This is a genomic window from Pseudomonas sp. B13(2017), from assembly GCF_002113245.1.
Classification (GTDB): domain Bacteria; phylum Pseudomonadota; class Gammaproteobacteria; order Pseudomonadales; family Pseudomonadaceae; genus Aquipseudomonas; species Aquipseudomonas putida_Z.
In genome coordinates, this window is the sequence record NZ_NEJX01000006.1 from 127,063 (window position 1) to 144,200 (window position 17,138).

13 protein-coding genes and 2 riboswitches are annotated in these 17,138 nt (G+C 65.6%); all 13 genes read left to right on the top strand.

Annotation, left to right across the window (positions count from 1 at the left end; genetic code table 11):
* Window positions 1–39 precede the first annotated feature (39 nt).
* The 13 genes from nhaR to CAG44_RS10710 all read left to right on the top strand — a co-directional run bounded on the left by nhaR (window position 40) and on the right by CAG44_RS10710 (window position 17,035).
* Window positions 40–933 (top strand): transcriptional activator NhaR, encoded by an 894-nt coding sequence (gene nhaR, locus CAG44_RS10645; protein ID WP_085692103.1) that lies wholly within the window; start codon window positions 40–42, stop codon window positions 931–933.
* A 34-nt stretch (window positions 934–967) separates the two neighbouring features.
* Window positions 968–1,176: riboswitch (cobalamin riboswitch) on the top strand.
* Window positions 1,177–1,284: 108 nt separating this feature from the next.
* Window positions 1,285–3,411: a TonB-dependent siderophore receptor gene (locus CAG44_RS10650; RefSeq protein WP_085692104.1), complete on the top strand. Its 2,127-nt coding sequence runs from the start codon at window positions 1,285–1,287 to the stop codon at window positions 3,409–3,411.
* Window positions 3,412–3,614: 203 nt separating this feature from the next.
* Complete coding sequence (locus tag CAG44_RS10660) at window positions 3,615–4,781, top strand: DUF1624 domain-containing protein (protein ID WP_085692105.1); 1,167 nt, start codon at window positions 3,615–3,617, stop codon at window positions 4,779–4,781.
* 28 nt (window positions 4,782–4,809) lie between these two features.
* Window positions 4,810–5,008, top strand: a riboswitch (cobalamin riboswitch).
* Window positions 5,009–5,118: 110 nt separating this feature from the next.
* Window positions 5,119–6,129: an ABC transporter substrate-binding protein gene (locus CAG44_RS10665; RefSeq protein WP_013971987.1), complete on the top strand. Its 1,011-nt coding sequence runs from the start codon at window positions 5,119–5,121 to the stop codon at window positions 6,127–6,129.
* Window positions 6,129–7,145 carry an iron ABC transporter permease gene (locus tag CAG44_RS10670; RefSeq protein ID WP_085692106.1) on the top strand — a complete coding sequence of 339 codons (1,017 nt, stop codon included), beginning with the start codon at window positions 6,129–6,131 and terminating at the stop codon, window positions 7,143–7,145. The genes CAG44_RS10665 and CAG44_RS10670 overlap by 1 nt, the downstream gene beginning before the upstream one ends.
* On the top strand, window positions 7,142–7,930 hold the full coding sequence (locus tag CAG44_RS10675; protein ID WP_085692108.1) for an ABC transporter ATP-binding protein: 789 nt from the start codon (window positions 7,142–7,144) through the stop codon (window positions 7,928–7,930). The genes CAG44_RS10670 and CAG44_RS10675 overlap by 4 nt, the downstream gene beginning before the upstream one ends.
* A gap of 16 nt (window positions 7,931–7,946) precedes the next feature.
* On the top strand, window positions 7,947–9,287 hold the full coding sequence (locus CAG44_RS10680) for an OprD family porin (protein WP_085692110.1): 1,341 nt from the start codon (window positions 7,947–7,949) through the stop codon (window positions 9,285–9,287).
* Between the two features lie 208 nt (window positions 9,288–9,495).
* Window positions 9,496–9,975 carry a hypothetical protein gene (locus CAG44_RS10685; protein ID WP_085692111.1) on the top strand — a complete coding sequence of 160 codons (480 nt, stop codon included), beginning with the start codon at window positions 9,496–9,498 and terminating at the stop codon, window positions 9,973–9,975.
* Window positions 9,976–10,053: 78 nt separating this feature from the next.
* Window positions 10,054–11,625 carry a sensor domain-containing diguanylate cyclase gene (locus tag CAG44_RS10690; RefSeq protein WP_085692112.1) on the top strand — a complete coding sequence of 524 codons (1,572 nt, stop codon included), beginning with the start codon at window positions 10,054–10,056 and terminating at the stop codon, window positions 11,623–11,625.
* A gap of 228 nt (window positions 11,626–11,853) precedes the next feature.
* Window positions 11,854–12,630 (top strand): ParA family protein, encoded by a 777-nt coding sequence (locus tag CAG44_RS10695; RefSeq protein ID WP_085692114.1) that lies wholly within the window; start codon window positions 11,854–11,856, stop codon window positions 12,628–12,630.
* 174 nt (window positions 12,631–12,804) lie between these two features.
* Window positions 12,805–13,215 (top strand): DUF2946 family protein, encoded by a 411-nt coding sequence (locus tag CAG44_RS10700; RefSeq protein WP_085592246.1) that lies wholly within the window; start codon window positions 12,805–12,807, stop codon window positions 13,213–13,215.
* Window positions 13,216–13,283: 68 nt separating this feature from the next.
* The gene (locus tag CAG44_RS10705) at window positions 13,284–15,434 is read left to right on the top strand and encodes a TonB-dependent siderophore receptor (RefSeq protein ID WP_085692116.1); all 2,151 of its coding nucleotides are present in this window, start codon (window positions 13,284–13,286) and stop codon (window positions 15,432–15,434) included.
* A gap of 263 nt (window positions 15,435–15,697) precedes the next feature.
* Entirely contained in the window at window positions 15,698–17,035 is a 1,338-nt protein-coding gene (locus tag CAG44_RS10710) for an MFS transporter (RefSeq protein ID WP_085692118.1), read from the top strand.
* Window positions 17,036–17,138: the final 103 nt, after the last annotated feature.

Below are 17,138 nucleotides of genomic sequence, written 5' to 3' on the forward strand. Positions count from 1 at the left end.
CGGTTATACTTCGGTTTTTACGATTCCGGAAACATTCCGATGCTCAACTATCGGCAGTTGCACTACTTCTGGGCCGTGGCCAAGACCGGCAGCATCGCCCGCGCCAGCGAACAGTTGAACCTGACCCCGCAAACCATCAGCGGGCAGATCAGCCTGCTGGAACAGACCTACGGCCTGGAGTTGTTCCAGCGCGTGGGGCGCCAGCTGGAACTGACCGAAACAGGGCGCCAGACGCTGATCTATGCCGAGCAGATGTTCCAGCTGGGTAACGAGCTGGAGGCCATGCTGCGGGCCGGCCCGCAGGAGCAGATCCTGTTCCGCGTGGGCGTGGCGGACGTGGTGCCCAAGTCCATCGTCTACCGCCTGCTGGCACCGACCATGGAGCTGGACGACGTGCTGCGTATCAACTGCCGCGAAGACAAGCTCGAACGGCTGCTGGCCGACCTGGCGATCCAGCGCCTGGACCTGGTGATTTCCGACAGCCCCATGCCCAGCCACCTGGACATCAAGGGCTATAGCCAGAAACTGGGCGAGTGCGGGTTGAGCTTTTTCGCCACCCCGGCGCTGGCACAACGCCTGGAAGGCCCCTTCCCCGCCTGCCTGCAGGATGCGCCACTGCTTATCCCCGGGCAGGAAACCGTGGTACGCAGCCGCCTGCTGCGCTGGCTGGGTGAGCAGCAGGTGCAGCCACGAATCGTGGGCGAGTTCGATGACAGTGCCTTGATGCAGGCATTCGGGCAGTCGGGCAGCGGCATCTTCGTCGCCCCCAGCGTGATCGCCGAAGAAGTGTGCCGCCAGTACGGCGTGGAGCTGATCGGGCAGACCGAGGCGGTGCACGAGTCGTTCTATGCCATTTCGGTGGAGCGCAAGGTCAAGCACCCGGGGATCGTGGCGATTACCGAGGGGGCGCGACGAGAGTTGTTTCATTGGTAGCAGGCAGATTTGACGCCCCCGCGTTTCAATGGTCATATGCCCGCCAGTTTCAGGTGCCCTGCGCCGCCGCGCGCAGGGTGAAACGGGAAGCCGGTGCGTCGTGTTGCCCACGACAAGTCCGGCGCTGCCCCCGCAACGGTAAGCGAGCGAACCCTTCGAGATACCACTGTGCACATGCATGGGAAGGTGAAGGTTTCATGCCCCTCGCAAGCCCGGAGACCGGCCTGGAGCTTCACTTGGCAACCCGCGGTGGGCGGGCGCAGGCCGGTATCCGTGCGTGCGCCTGCGTGCACGGTGCGCCTTTGCGTGTTTTCCACCGGGATCCATTCATTCCTGCAGTAGTGGAACGACATGTCCCGTATCTTCAAGCTTCACCCCCTGGCGGCCTGCCTGGCCGTATCCCTGCCGGCCCTGGCCGATGACCTTGACCGACAGCCACTGGCCCTGCCCTCCACGGCCATCACCGACACCCAAGGCAGCCACGCCATCGACCTGGCCACACCGACCCAGGCGGGCTCGCGCCTGGGCCTCAGCGCCCTGGAGACACCGGCCAGCACCAGCAGCATCAGCGCCGAGCAGATCCAGCAGCGCAACAACCTCACCGTGCAGGACGCGGTAACCCGCTCACCGGGCATCAGCTACATCGGCTCCCCGGGCGACGGCGGCACGGGTCTGTCCGCCCGCGGCTTTACCGGGCACAACTCGGTGATGACCTTGTTCGACGGCGCACGCCTGTACACCGGTGCCGGCACCCAGACGTTCCCGGTCGACCCGTGGATGGTCGAGCGCATCGATGTGATTCGCGGCCCGGCCTCGGTGCTGTATGGCGAAGGCGCCACCGGTGCGGTGGTCAACGTGGTCCCGAAAAAGCCGTTTGCCGGCGAGGTACGCAACCACCTGCGCCTGGGCTACGGTTCGTGGGACCGCCAGCAGCTCGGCCTGGACAGCGGCGGCAGCCTCGGCGAGCGCCTGAGCTACCGCCTGGCCCTGAACCAGCAAACCGGTAACGGTTGGGTCGACCGCACCCCGTCACGCAGCCTGGCGCTGAGCGCCGCGCTGCGCTTCGATGCCAGCGACGACCTCAGCTTCACCCTCGCCCACGATCGCGGCGATGCGCAGCCTGCCAACTACTATGGCACCCCGCTGATCGACGGCCACTACCGCAGCAGCCTGCGCAAGAAGAACTACAACGTGCAGGACGATGTGCAGCACTACGTCGATGAATGGACCCGCCTGAACACCGACTGGACGTTGAGCGACCACCTCAGCGCCAGCAACCAGCTGTACTACATCAAGAGCCGCCGTCACTGGCGCAATGCCGAGGAGTACAGCTGGGATGCCGGGCGCCAGCAGCTGCTGCGCGGCAGCTACCTGCAGATCAAGCACAACCAGGAACAGTTCGGCGATCGCCAGGCCTTCACCCTCGACCACTCGCTGTTCGGCCTGGCCAGCAAGACCGTGGTCGGCGCCGAGTACAACAAGGTCCGCTTCAACGTCGACAGCAACGCGCCCTACAACGATGTGGGCGGTGACTACGTCGACCCTTGGCAGCCACAACCGGGTTGGTTCCACAGCGCCTCGCCGCTGCGCCCGCAAACGCTGTCCACCACCCACACCTTTGCCGTGTTCGCCGAAAACCGCCTGCAGTTGAGCGATCGCCTGTCCCTGGTCACCGGCGTGCGCCGCGACCAGAACCACATCGTCCAGGAGAAACTGACCACCGACAGCCGCAGCGACCGCAGCCTGCAAGGGGGCAACTGGCGTGCCGGGCTGGTGTTTGCGGTCAGCGACGACCTGTCGCTGTATGGCCAGTACTCCAACAGCGAGGACGGGGTCGACAATCTCATCAGCCTCAGCGCCAACCAGATGCACTACGACCTGACCGAGGCCAGGCAGACCGAGGTGGGCCTGAAGCAGCGCTTCTGGGACGGGCGTGGCGAATGGACATTGGCGGCCTACCACATCGTCAAGAAGAAGTTGCTGGTGGATGACCCGGTCACCCACGAGAAGCAGCAGGCTGGCCAGCAGACGTCCGACGGCCTGGAGGCAACCCTGGAACTGGCGCTGGCGCACCAGTGGCAGGTGTCGGCCAACGCGGCGATCGTGCGCGCCAGGTATGACGACTTCGACGAAATGGTCGGCGGCGTGGCGCAGGACCGTGCGGGCAATCGCCCGGCCAATGTCCCGCGGCGTACCGCCAACCTGTGGCTGAACAAAGGCTTCGGCCAGCGGCTGGAGGCCGGCATTGGCGCGCGCTATGTGGACGAACGATATGCCAATACCGCCAACACCCAGAGCGCCCCCGGCTACACCGTGGTCGATGCCGACATCGGCTGGCAGGTGTTGCCGGATGTGCGGCTGGGGTTGCAGTTGAACAACCTGTTCGACCGCGAGTATGTGCAGTCGGCGTTCAGTGGCCAGCAGTGGCTGATGGGGATGCCACGGTCGTACTTTGCGACGGTGGATTACAGCTTCTGACCTGAACTGCCTGCACCGGCCTCTTCGCGGACTTGCCCGCTCCCACAGGTACTGCACAGATTTCAGAATGGGTGAAATTCCTGTGGGAGCGGGCAAGCCCGCGAAAGGGCCGGTACAGGTCCCACAAAAACAGTTACCAACTCACCATCATTTAGTTATAAGATAACGTTTCAGTTGACATCCATTCCTATCAGCGACCTCCCATGACAAGCGCCAGCGCCACCCCCACCCTGCTCAACCAGCGCCTGCAGAGCATCGATGCCCTGCGCGGCCTGGTGATCCTGTTCATGCTCCTGGACCATGTCCGCGAAACCTTCTTCCTGCACCGCCAGGTGAGCGACCCGATGGCGATCGATACCACCGAGCCTTCGCTGTTCTTCAGCCGCACCCTGGCCCACCTGTGCGCGCCGGTGTTCGTCATGCTGACCGGCCTGTCGGCCTGGCTGTACGGCGAGAAACACCAGGGCCGCGGCGATGTCTCGGCGTTCCTGTTCAAGCGCGGGCTGTTCCTGGTGGTGCTGGAATTCACCCTGGTCAACTTCGCCTGGACTTTCCAGCTGCCACCCAGCGTCATCTACCTGCAAGTGATCTGGGCCATCGGCGTGAGCATGATCGCCCTGTCGCTGCTGATCTGGCTGCCACGTGCCGCCCTGATCACCCTGGGCGCAATCATCATCGCCGGCCACAACCTGCTCGACGGCCTGCACTTCGGCGCCGAATCCGCCCTGCATGTGCCATGGGCGATCCTGCATGACCGGGGTTGGCTGGAGTTCTCCGAAAACCTGCGCCTGCGCACCTCCTACCCGGTGCTGCCGTGGATCGGTGTCATCGCCCTGGGCTACGGCCTGGGCCCGTGGTTCGCCCGTGGCAGCGCGGCCGGCCAACGCCAGCATCGCCTGCTGCTGGCCGGGCTGATCGCGCTGCTGGGCTTTGTCGTGTTGCGCCTGGTCAACGGCTACGGCGAGGCGCCGTGGAGCGCTTACCCGACCGTCACGCAAACCCTGATGAGCTTCTTCAACATCACCAAGTACCCGCCCTCGCTGCTGTTCCTGGCCCTGACCCTGGGCTGTGGCCTGCTGTTGCTGCGCGCCTTCGAACGCGCCGGCCAGGCCCGCTGGATCAGTGCCCTGGCGGTGTTCGGCGCGGCACCGATGTTCTTCTACCTGCTGCACCTGTATGTGCTGAAGCTGCTGTACCTGGCCAGCGTGGCGCTGTTCGGCCGCAACCATGGCGACTACTTCGGCTTCGACGGCATCGCCGCGGTGTGGCTGGGGGCAGTGCTGCTGGCGGTTTCGCTGTACCTGCCGGTGCGCTGGTTCGCTCGCCTGAAGGCGCGGCGGCGCGACATCACCTGGCTGAAGTACTTCTGAAAAGCGTTTTCACCCGGCGGCACGATGGTCTACCATGCCGGCCGCCGGTTTCCACCACGGAATCAATAGGGAATCCCAGGCCCGCCAATTCGGGCCAAACGGAACTGCCCCCGCAACTGTAGGTGCCGAGCCTGCTCCATCGATGCCACTGGGCCACGAACCCGGGAAGGCCGGAGCCAGGCCATGACGCACCAGTCAGGAGACCTGCCGGCCTACATTCACCAACCGGCGGGGTGTCCGGGATTGGCCATCAGTGTTGCCCCTGCCGCCAGCGGGGGCTCGGCGATGCCTGTCCGTGCGTTCCTCACCCGAACTGTCCGATAGGAGATCGCCCAGCATGCTGCCCCGTTTTGCCACCCTGCTCGCCGGCCTCGGCCTCACCGGCCTGGCCCAGGCTGCTGCCACCCACTACCCGCTGACGGTCGACAACTGCGGCAAGCCGCAAACCTTCGCCCAGGCGCCGCAACGCGCGGTCACCATTGGCCAGGCCAGCACCGAGATGCTCTACGCGCTGGGGCTGGGCGACAAACTGGCGGCCACCTCGCTGTGGTTCAACAATGTGCTGCCCGAGTACCAGGTGCAGAACGCCAAGGTGCCGCGCCTGGCCGACAACGAGCCCAGCTTCGAGGCAGTAGTGGGCAAGCGCCCGCAACTGGTGACGGTGCAGTTCGAATGGATGGTCGGTGCTCAGGGGGCGGTCGCCACCCGCGAACAGTTCGATGAACTGGGCATCCCCACCTACCTGCTGCCGTCCGACTGCGAAGGCAAGGACAACCTGGTGGGCGCCGATGGCACCCGCCTGCAGGCGTTCCAGGTCGACACCATCTACAAGAGCGTCAGCCAGCTGGCGGCAATCTTCGACGTGCAGGACCGTGGCACGGCCCTGAATGCCGAGCTCAGAGGCCGCCTGGACAGTGCCAAGGCGCAACTGGCCGACAAGGACCTGTCCGCCACCTCGGCGCTGTTCTGGTTCTCCAGCGCCGACCTGCATATCGACCCCTACGTGGCGGGCCGCCAGGGGGTCGCCGACTTCATGCTGCGCACCCTCGGCGTGCGCAACGTGGTCGAGTCCAGCGAAGAATGGCCGACCGTAGGCTGGGAAACCCTGGCCAAGGCCAACCCCACCTGGCTGATCATTGCCCGCATGGACCGCCGTCGCTACCCCGCCGACGACTACCAGAAGAAGCTGGCATTCCTGCGTAGCGACCCGGTAACGCGCAACATGGACGCGGTGAAGCACGATCGCATCATCATCCTCGACGCCGACGCCATGCAGGCCGGCATTCGCTTGTTCAGCGGCCTGCAGACACTGGCCGCCGCCTTCGCCAGCGGCAAAGCAGCCCAGTGATGATGCGCCTGTTACCCTGCATCGCCGTTGCCCTGGCCGCCCTGTTGGCGGCCCTGCTGGCCGGCACCGCCATCGGCGAAACCAACCTGTCACCCGGCGTGGTCGGCCAGGTGCTGGCCAACCACCTGTGGCAGGCCGGCTGTCCGGTCGACCCGATCGACGCCGGCATCGTCTGGAACTACCGCCTGCCCCGCACCCTGGTCGCTGCAGCCTGCGGCGCCGGCCTGGCCACCTGCGGCGTGATCCTCCAGGCACTGTTGCGCAACCCATTGGCCGAACCTTACCTGCTGGGGCTGTCTGCCGGCGCCTCGACCGGTGCGGTGCTGGTGGGCCTGCTGGGCTTCGGCAGCCTGGCGCTGAGCATGTCCGGCGGCGCCTTCATCGGCGCCCTGGCAGCGTTCGCCCTGGTACTGGTGCTGGCCCGGGCAGCCGGCCCCAGCAGCAACAATGCCCAGGTGATCCTTGCCGGGATCGCCGGCTCGCAACTGTTCAACGCCCTTACCGCCTTCCTCATCACCATGTCGGCCACCGCCGAGCAGGCGCGCGGCATCCTGTTCTGGCTGCTGGGCAACCTCAGTGGCGTGCGTTGGCCTTCGGTGTGGCTGGCCGTGCCAGTTGTACTGTTCGGGCTGTTGGTGTGCCTGTGGCATCGCCGTGCCTTGGATGCCTTCACCTTCGGCGCCGACTCGGCGGCATCGCTGGGCATCCCGGTGCGGCGTACCCAGTTGTTGCTGATCAGCTGCGCGGCGCTGGTGACCGCCGTGATGGTGTCCATCGTCGGCGCCATCGGTTTTGTCGGGCTGGTGATCCCCCATGCCCTGCGCCTGCTGCTCGGCCCCGGGCACAGCCGCCTGCTGCCCGCCAGCGCACTGGGCGGGGCACTGTTCCTGATTGCCGCCGACATCCTGTCGCGCACCTTGATCCCTGGCCAGGTGATCCCCGTTGGCGTGGTCACCGCGCTGCTCGGCGCACCGGTCTTCGCGCTGATCCTGGTCAGCCGCCGGAGGCGCCCATGACGGTCATGACAGCGCTACAGATGGCCCCCTTGAGTTGCCAGAACCTGGGGCTGCAACTGGCCGGCAACACCGTGCTCAGCGATATCGAACTGAGCGTTGTCGCCGGTGAAACCCTGGGCATCGTCGGCCCCAACGGTTCCGGCAAATCCTCGCTGCTGAAGGTGCTGGCCGGGCTGCGCAAGCCAGGCAGCGGCAGCGTGCAACTGCTGGGCGAACCGCTGGCATGGTTGCCCCGACGCCGTGTCGCCCAGGCCTTGGCGCTGGTCGAACAGCAGGCCGACACCCTCGATGCGATCAGCGTGTTCGATGCCGTTGCCCTGGGCCGCACCCCCTGGCTGTCGGCGCTGGCGCCGTTCTCCGGGGAAGACCGCGCGATCGTCGAGCAGGCCCTGGCCGACCTCGACGCCCTGCACCTGCGCACCCGCCTGTGGGGGTCGCTGTCCGGTGGCGAGCGCCAGCGCGTGCACATCGCCCGTGCCCTGGCACAGCGGCCGCAGGTGCTGCTGCTGGACGAGCCAACCAACCACCTGGATATCCAGCACCAGCTGAGCCTGTTGCAACAGGTGCAGGCCCTGCCGGTGACCACCCTGGTGGCCCTGCACGACCTCAACCAGGCGCTCACCTGCGACCGCGTCGCGGTGCTCGACAAGGGCCGCCTGGTCGCCCTCGGCAAACCGCTCGAGGTGCTTACGCCCGAGCGCCTGCTGAACACCTTCGGCGTGCACGCCCACTACCTCATCGACCCCTTCGACGGCGCGCACATCCTGCGTTTTCGCGCCCCCTGAACAGGAAGTTCTGCCCATGCCGCGCCCTGTCGTTTTGCTGCTCGCCAGCGCCCTGCTCGCGCCCCCTGCGCTGGCCGACTCCGCCCAGTCGCAAAGCAACGGCTTTGTCGAGGATGGCCGCTGGAGCCTGCTCAACCGCAGCGTATTCGACCAGCGCGACTACAAGCATGGCGGGCGCAACAGTGCCGGGCGCAACATCTACAAGCCGCGCGATGAACGTAGCGGCAAGGCCGAGGAATGGGCCTATGGCCTGATGGGCACCTTCCGGTCCGGTTTTACCCAGGGGCTGATCGGTGTCGGGGTCGACGCCCACGCCTACCTGGGCGTGCAACTCGACAGCGGCGGCGGGCGCGTGGGCAAGGCACGCTTGCTCGGGGTGGATAACGAGGGGCACCCGAAGAACGAATACAGCCGTGCCGGCGCGGCGCTGAAACTGCGCATGTCCGATACCGTGCTGTCCTACGGTGAGCAACGGGTCAAGACCCCGGTGTTCAGTTCCTCCGACAGCCGCCTGCTACCCGAGACCGCGACCGGGTTCTTCCTTGACAGCACCGAGTTCGACCACCTCAGGCTGGTGGCCGGGCACTTCAACGAGAACGCCGACCGCAATGCTTCCAGCCACGACCAGGGCTTCGTGGTGAACTACTCCAATGGCCGCCAGGGCAACAGCTTCGATTTGGCCGGCGTGGTGTGGAACCCCGGCGCCGCCTTCAGCGGCAGCCTGTACACCTCACGCTACCAGGACAGCTGGAACCAGCATTACCTGGGCAGCACCCTCAGCCATGCCCTGGATGAGAGACGCAGCCTCACCCTCGACCTCAACCTGTACCGCACCACCGACACCGGCAAGGCGCTGTCCGGGCACATCGACAACACCACCTGGAGCCTGGTCTCGCGATACGACCACGGGCCGCACGGTTTCAGCCTGGGCTGGCAGCAGGTGGACGGCAACACGCCATTCGACTACGTGACGCGAGGGGCGATCTTCATTGCCAACGCGGTGCAGATGTCGGACTTCAACGCACCGAACGAGAAATCGTGGCAGGCACGCTATGACCTGAACATGGGCGCCTACGGCGTACCGGGGTTGAACCTGACGGCGTTGTACGTGCGCGGGTTCGATATCGACGGCAGCCATGTCGACCCTGCGGGCGGGTATGCGTACCTGGGGTATGGCAAGGGGGGCAAGCATTGGGAGCGCGACCTGGAGGCACGGTATGTGGTGCAGAGCGGCAAGGCCAAGGGCACCGCGTTTTCGCTGCGGCATAACGTGCATCGGGGCAATACGGCTCAGGCGGAGCTGGATGGGGACCAGATACGGTTGGCGGTGGAATGGCCGTTGGGGGGTGGGTTCTGATGCTCCGCGTTGCCTGAATGGGGCTGCTTTGCAGCCCATCGCGACACAAGGCCGCTCCTACAAGGGATTCGCATACAGATCTGGCCAAGCGCGATCCCTGTAGGAGCGGCCTTGTGTCGCGATGGGCCGCACAGCGGCCCCCAAAATCCATCAGGCAACCACAACTGCCGTATAATCGGCAGCACTCACTGCCCAACCAGGCCACGCCATGCCTCGCCTCCAGAAGTTGCTGCTGCCCCTGCTGCTGACTGCAGCCCTCACCGCCTGCGACCAGAAATCTTCCCGTGAAGAACAGATCCTGGCCCAGCTGCCGCTGCAGGATGCCTACACGCACAACATCGAGCGCATGGCCGCGCTGCTCGGCCGCACGCACCCGCAGCTGCCGCAGGCGACCATCCAGGACGTGCTGCGCAAGCACCTGACCGTCGAGGACCAGCGCCAGGACCTGTTCCGCCTGTACAGCGAAAAGAACTTCAGCGATGCCGAGTTCGCCACCATCGTCGAGGCCACCCAGGACCCGGCCAAGGCCCGTGCCCTGGAAGACACCGAGGCCGGCAAGCGCCTGAGCGAGAAGCTCACCGCCCTGATGCGCGAATCGGCCCGTGACGCGAAGGTGCAGGCCCTGGCGCACCAGCGCATGCAACAGGTTGAAGACGAGCTGGACGCGCTGGAAAACGCAGGCTCCTGAACGCAGTTCCCCACTGCGCTCATAAGGCGTAAGGTTGTTCCCATTTCGTAGCTGTTTTTCGATCACCCGAGGTCAGGATTGCCACACGCCAAGCACGGACTGCGCCTGGATCTACGCACACTCATTCTGGTGCTTTGCGCCCTTACCGCCGTGGTCATGCTGTGCGCCAGCTATTTCGCCAGCTACCGGGTGCAACGCCAACTGCTGATCGACCATGCCCTGGAAGCCAACCGGGTGTATGCGATGAAGCTGGCCAGCATCACCGAGACCTTTATCGACAACGCCTTGCAGCAGCTGGCGTTCAGCGCTGGCGTGCAAGGCCGGCAGCTGGGTGACGCCGTCGCCCTGCAGGCGGAGACCGAGCGTGTCCTGAGCCAGAGCATGGCGTTCAATTCCACGTTCGTGATCGATGCCAACGGGGTGCTGCTGGCGATTTCCCCCGCCCCCTTGCGGCACCTGGTCGGCAGCCACATGCATTCGCCCGGTGCCCAGGAGGCGCTGCAGGCGCGCCGCCCACTGGTGTCGACGCCCTACATATCGGCGGCCAACAACCTGGTGGTGGCGCTGTCGCAACCCATTTTCGACAGCAATGGCCGCTACCTGGGGTATGTCGGCGGCAGCCTGTACCTGCGTGAACGCAACATCCTCAACAGCCTGCTGGGCGAGCATTTCTACAAGGATGGTTCCTACCTGTACGTGGTCGACCGCAACCGCCGTCTGCTGTATCACCCCGACAGCCAGCGCGTGGGGACGGTGGTTGAAGGCAATGAATTGATCGATCAGCTGGCGAGCCTGGGCAATGGTACCCGGCAATTGACCAACAGCCTCGGCGTGGAAATGCTCGCCGGATACGCCACCGTGCCCAGCGCCGGTTGGGGCGTGGTGGCGCAGCAGCCGCTGACCCAGACAGTGACGCCGCTTAGCCACCTGATCCTCAACGTGGTCGGCACCTCCGCACCGTTGGCGCTGGTGGGCAGCATGCTGCTGTGGTGGCTGGCCATGACCATCGCCCGGCCGCTGTGGCAGCTGGCCGCCGGCGCCCGCTCGATGGACCGGGCCGGCACTGCCGAGCGCCTGCATCGGGTACCGGCCTGGTACTTCGAGGCGGCCGAGCTGAAGCGCGCGCTGCTGTTCGGGCTGAACCTGCTGCATGAACGCATCGGCCGGCTCAACCGCGACGCCCAGACCGACCCGCTGACCGGCCTGGGCAACCGCCGCAGCCTGGAGTTCAACCTGTCGTTGCTGGAAGCCGAGGGCCGGGCATTTGCGGCCATCGTGCTGGATGTCGACCATTTCAAGCGGGTAAACGACTGCCACGGGCACGAGGTGGGCGACCAGGTGCTGCGCCGGCTGGCGGAGCTGATGCGCCGCTGCTGCCGCGAGGGTGACCTGCTGTGCCGCACCGGCGGCGAGGAGTTCCTGATGCTGCTGCCGGGGGCCGGCCTGGACGTTGCGGCAGTGGTGGCCGAGCGGCTGCGGGTAACGGTGCAGGATACGCCAGTGGAGCCGGTGGGGGCGGTGACCGTGTCGCTGGGGGTGGCGCATTGGGATGGCGAGACCGAGAGCGAACCGGGGGATGCGTTGAGCGAGGCTGACCGGGCGCTTTACCGGGCCAAGCAGGAGGGGCGCAATCGGGTGGTTGTTGCCTGAGCGTCTTGCTTCGCCTGTACCGGCCCTTTCGCGGGCACGCCCGCTCCCACAGGAACTCTGCTGCCCTTGAGGGTGGCGCATGACCTGTGGGAGCGGGCATGCCCGCGAAAGGGCCGGTACAAACAATAATGAATGCGCAGGCTGTAACATTCCTTGTCATAAAACTGTCTTGTTCCAGTCATAGGATTGACCCCAACCTGACATTTTCACTTCATGGATGAGCGTCTAATGCGTCGTGTGGTTTTCAATCAGAAAGGTGGCGTCGGAAAGTCCAGCATCGCCTGTAACCTTGCCGCCGCCAGCGCCGCCGAAGGCTACCGGACCTTGCTGGTCGACCTCGACCCGCAGGCCAATGCCACCTACTACCTGACCGGCCTGGTCAATGACGCCATTCCTTCCGGCATCGCCGATTTCTTCCGCCAGACCTTGTCGCCAGTCACCGCTGCCGGCAAGAAGCACCGGGTGGCGATCACCGAAACCCGCTACAGAAACCTGCACCTGGTGACCGCCAGCCCCGACCTCAGCGACCTGCAAGGCAAGCTGGAGAGCAAGTTCAAGATCAACAAGCTGCGCAAGCTGCTGGTGGAACTGGGCGAGGACTACGAGCGGATCTACATCGACACCCCGCCGGCGCTCAACTTCTATACCTTCAGCGCGCTGGTGGCGGCCGAGCGGCTGTTGATCCCGTTCGACTGCGACAGCTTTTCGCGCCAGGCCCTGCACTGCGTCATGGCCGAGGTCGAAGAACTGCGCCAGGACCACAACCCGGCGTTGCAGGTGGAAGGTGTGGTGGTCAACCAGTTCGCCGGGCGCACCGCGCTGCACCAGACCCTGGTCGAGCAATTGCGCGGTGAAGGCATGCCGGTGCTGCCGGTGTACCTGAGCAGTTCGATCAAGATGCGTGAATCGCACCAGGCCTCGGTGCCGCTGGTGCACCTGGCGCCGCGGCATAAACTGGCGCTGGAGTTTGTTGATTTGCTGGATGTACTGGAGCGTGCGGCCTGACAGAACCCTGGGGGCGCTTTGCGCCCCTTTCGCGACGCAAGGCCGCTCCTACAAAGACCGCGCCGCCTTTGAAAGCTGTGTACGGCCTTTTGTCGCGATGGGCTACAAGGCAGCCCCAAAATATCAAGCCCGAAGCACTACCCGACCGTTCATCCGGATGGTAGATTCGCCGCCATGAAAACCACCCGGCATACCCGCACGCTGACCGCCTGGACGCTCTACGCCAGCGTCCTGTTCAGCCTGGTTCTGTGCGGCCTGCACCATGGCCAGATGGGTGGCCTGCGCCTGGCCGGCCTGGAAGGCGGTTTCTGCTCGATCAACAGCGAACACGGCGTTGCCATCGACCTGGATGGCGCCGGCGGCGACCAGCACATGGCCCAGCTCGACTGCCCGGTGTGCTCCTCGTTCGGCCTGGCCGTGCCGCTCAGCAGCAGCGGCTGGTCGTTCACCCCGGCGCAAGCCGTGGCCACCTCGCCCATTGTGGTGCGCAGCTGGGCGCAACCGCCGCCGCGCTATCAACGCCCCGCCCTCAACCCCCGCGCCTCCCCCGTTGCTTTTCCCGCAGCCGTACTTCATTTCGCCTGACCTCAGCCGGGCGCGCCTGACTGCGCGCTCGCGGTCAGCCATGACCTTTGCGTGGAAGACACACCAACATGCTTCGCAAAACCTCCCTGGTGCTCCTCATGGGCACCTGCAACCTTGCCTGGGCGGATGCTGCCCCGGTGGAACTGAGCGCCACCACCATCGACGGTGAACGCGACGCCGCCAGCGGCGTGCAACTGGACGAGCCGATCCGCACCGGCTCGCGCCTGGGGCTCACCGCGCGGGAAACGCCGGCCTCGGTCAGTGTCTCGGACCGCCGCCTGATCGAAGAGCGCGGCGCCAAGGACAGCCAGGATGTGATCAACGCCATGACCGGCGTCAATGCCTCGGCCAACCCCGGCTTTGGCGGCTTCGTCGCCTACCGCGGCTTCACCCAGAACCAGGTTACCCAGTTGTACAACGGCATCAACCTGGGCTACAGCAGCGCCACCCGGCCAGTGGATGCCTGGGTGCTCGACCGCGTCGAACTGATCGGCGGGCCATCGTCGTTCCTGCATGGTGCGGGCGCGGTGGGCGGCTCGATCAACTACATCACCAAGCTGGCCAGCCGCGATCAGCAGACCATCGACGGCCGTATCCGCCATGGCAGCTTCGACGACAGTGAAGTGGCGTTCGGCATCAACCAGGCACTGGCCAGCAACCCCGCCGATGCCCGCCACTTCATGCGCCTGGACTTCAGCCGCGGGCAGGGCAACGGCTACATCGACCGCAACGAACGGCACACCGACAGCCTGGCCTTCTCGTTGCTGAGCGACCTCACGCCCAACCTCACCCACACCCTGGCCCTGGAGTACCAGGAAGACCGCGAAGACAGCCCTTACTGGGGCTCGCCGATCCTGCCCGGGCGCAGCACGATGAAGATCGACAACAGCCGCCGCTTCGAAAACTACAACGTCGGTGACGGGCGCTACGAGCAGCGGGTACGCTGGCTACGCTCGATCCTCGACTACCAGCTCAGCGACAGCACCAGCGTGCAGAACACGCTGTACCACTACAACGCCCAGCGCGATTACCGCAACCTCGAACGCTACAGCTACACCAGCGATGGCAAGGTACGACGCAGCAGCCCTTACCTGCAGCGCCACGACCAGAACCTGCTGGGCGACCGCATCGAACTGCGCCACGACAACCAGCTGTTCGGCCTGGCCAGCCAGTGGTCGCTGGGGCTGGATTACTCGCGCATGCGCCAGACCCTTTACCCCACCTCGAGCAGCTGGAGCGATGTGGTCGATGCCGAGCACTTCGACCCCGGCAGCTTCGACGACATCCCCGGGGTGAATGCCGGCCTGACCAAGCAACGCCGCCACGAGGTGACCAACCGCGCGGTGTTTGCCGAAAACCGCCTGCAACTCACCGAACGCCTGGCCCTGCTGACCGCCCTGCGCTACGACTACCTTGACATGCAGGTGACCAACTACGGCGCGGTAACGCCAACCTCGCCGGCGTTCTTCGAACGGCGCTGGGAACCGCTTTCCGGGCGTATCGGCCTGACCTACGCGCTGACCCCGTCCGCCAGCGTCTATGCGCAGTACAGTACCTCTGCCGACTTGCCGGCCGGCTCGCTGGCGGCAGCGACCTATTCCAACGTCGGGCTGTTCGACCTGTCCAAGGGCGAGCAGTGGGAAGTGGGCAGCAAGTTCGACTTTCTCGACGGACGCGGCGCGGCCACGCTGGCGCTGTACCAGATCGTGCGCAAGGACTTTGCCGTGCGCGACTCCAACGACGCCAACCTCACGGTCCAGGCCGGGCAGCAGACCTCACGCGGTGTCGAGTTGTCCGGGCGCCTGCAGGTGACGCCGGAGCTGCTGGCCGAGGCCAACTATGCCTATGTCGATGCGCAGTACGACGAGTTCAACGAGGCGGTCAACGGCGTGTCGGTATCGCGCAAGGGCAACGCACCGGTGAACGTACCGGCCAACGTCGCCAACCTGTGGCTGACCTACAGCCTGACCCCGGCGTGGTCGGTGGGGGCAGACGGGCGCTACGTGGGCTCGGTGTATGCCGACAACGCCAACAGCCTCAAGGCCCCGGCGTACACCCTGTTCGGCGCGTTCGCCCGCTACCGGCTGGATGAACACACCACGCTCACTGGGCGGGTACGCAACCTGACCGACGAGGTGTATGCCAAGCAGGCCTACAACAGCCAGTACTACATGGGGCCGCCGCGTACCTTCGAGCTGGCGCTGGATATGCGCTTCTGAGCCCATGGCCCTATCGCCGGCAAGCCAGCTCCCACAGGTACTGCACAAGCCTTGAGTGCGGTGCAAATTCTGTGGGAGCTGGCTTGCCGGCGATAGGGCCATCAGAGGCAGCCCACCATGTTCGGTTGAATCAGGTATCCCGAGGTCGCCCTCGACAAAGCGCGTTCCAGCGCCCGGCTATCTACTGGCAAGCACAACAATGATGGCGCGGCCCGACCGCGCCACTTTCATCATGCCTGCCAATGGAACCGGAGAGCACTCGCATGCCCGTACCTCACGAGGTATCCCCCGCCACCCTGCGCCGGGTGATCGCCGCCTCGGCCATCGGCAATTTCGTCGAATGGTTCGACTTCGCCGTCTACGGCTTTCTCGCTACCCTGATCGCCAGCCAGTTCTTCGCCAGTGAAGACGCCAGCGTGGCCTTGCTCAAGACCTTTGCGGTATTCGCCGTAGCGTTCGCCCTGCGCCCGCTGGGCGGCATCGTGTTCGGCGCGCTGGGTGACCGCCTGGGGCGCAAGCGCATCCTGTCGCTGACCATCCTGCTGATGGCCGGCTCCACGACCCTCATCGGCCTGCTGCCGACCTACGCCAGCATCGGCTTGGCAGCCCCCGCGCTGCTGACCCTGGCGCGCTGCCTGCAGGGCTTTTCTGCCGGTGGCGAGTATGCCGGGGCCTGCGCCTACCTGATGGAACATGCGCCCAACGACAAGCGCGCCTTCTATGGCAGCTTCGTGCCCGTGTCGACCTTTTCCGCCTTTGCCTGCGCGGCAGTGATTGCCTATGGACTGGAAGCCAGCCTGTCGGCCGAGGCGATGAATGCCTGGGGCTGGCGCATCCCGTTCTTGATCGCCGCGCCGCTGGGGCTGGTCGGCCTGTACCTGCGCTGGCGCATGGAAGAAACCCCGGCGTTCCGCGAAGCCATCGCCCAGGGCAAGGAGCATGAACATTCGCCGCTCAAGGAAACCCTGCGCAACCATGGCCGGGCGATCCGCAACCTGGGGGCCTTCATCTCGCTGACCGCGCTGTCGTTCTACATGTTCACCACCTACTTCGCCACCTACCTGCAACTGGTCGGCAACCTGACCCGCGCGCAATCGCTGCTGGTAACCACCGTGGCCCTGCTGTTCGCCGCGGTCGGCTGCCCGCTGGCCGGGGCGTTCTCGGACCGCGTCGGGCGGCGCAAGACCATCGGCTTTACCTGCCTGTGGGTGATGCTGTGCGTGTTCCCGGCGTACTGGCTGGCCAGTTCCGGCTCGATGTCCGGTGCGCTGCTGGGGGTGATCCTGCTGGCGGTGGGGGCGTTGTGCAGTGGCGTGGTCACGGCGGCATTGCTGTCGGAAAGCTTCCCTACCCGCACCCGCTATACCGCTTCGGCAATTACCTACAACGTGGCCTATACGCTGTTTGGCGGCACCGCACCGCTGGTGGCGACCTGGCTGATCGGGCAGACCGGCAGCAGCCTGGCACCGGCGTTCTACCTGGTGGTGATTGCACTGGTGGCGTTGGTGGGTGGGTTGGCGTTGCCGGAGACTTCGCGGATTTCGTTGCATGATGAGGCTGGGGGCGACGGTGCAAGGGCTGGGGCTCGTCGTACCGTTTAGGATTTTGGGGCCGCTGTGCGGCCCATCGCCGGCAAGCCAGCTCCCACCTCGACCGCATCGCCCCTGTGGGAGCTGGCTTGCCGGCGATGGGCTGCAAAGCAGC

Coding starts and splice junctions, on each gene's coding strand:
- nhaR (WP_085692103.1), top strand. CDS start 40: ATGCTCAACTATCGGCAGTTGCACTACTTCTGGGCCGTGGCCAAGACC.
- CAG44_RS10650 (WP_085692104.1), top strand. CDS start 1,285: ATGTCCCGTATCTTCAAGCTTCACCCCCTGGCGGCCTGCCTGGCCGTA.
- CAG44_RS10660 (WP_085692105.1), top strand. CDS start 3,615: ATGACAAGCGCCAGCGCCACCCCCACCCTGCTCAACCAGCGCCTGCAG.
- CAG44_RS10665 (WP_013971987.1), top strand. CDS start 5,119: ATGCTGCCCCGTTTTGCCACCCTGCTCGCCGGCCTCGGCCTCACCGGC.
- CAG44_RS10670 (WP_085692106.1), top strand. CDS start 6,129: ATGATGCGCCTGTTACCCTGCATCGCCGTTGCCCTGGCCGCCCTGTTG.
- CAG44_RS10675 (WP_085692108.1), top strand. CDS start 7,142: ATGACGGTCATGACAGCGCTACAGATGGCCCCCTTGAGTTGCCAGAAC.
- CAG44_RS10680 (WP_085692110.1), top strand. CDS start 7,947: ATGCCGCGCCCTGTCGTTTTGCTGCTCGCCAGCGCCCTGCTCGCGCCC.
- CAG44_RS10685 (WP_085692111.1), top strand. CDS start 9,496: ATGCCTCGCCTCCAGAAGTTGCTGCTGCCCCTGCTGCTGACTGCAGCC.
- CAG44_RS10695 (WP_085692114.1), top strand. CDS start 11,854: ATGCGTCGTGTGGTTTTCAATCAGAAAGGTGGCGTCGGAAAGTCCAGC.
- CAG44_RS10700 (WP_085592246.1), top strand. CDS start 12,805: ATGAAAACCACCCGGCATACCCGCACGCTGACCGCCTGGACGCTCTAC.
- CAG44_RS10705 (WP_085692116.1), top strand. CDS start 13,284: ATGCTTCGCAAAACCTCCCTGGTGCTCCTCATGGGCACCTGCAACCTT.
- CAG44_RS10710 (WP_085692118.1), top strand. CDS start 15,698: ATGCCCGTACCTCACGAGGTATCCCCCGCCACCCTGCGCCGGGTGATC.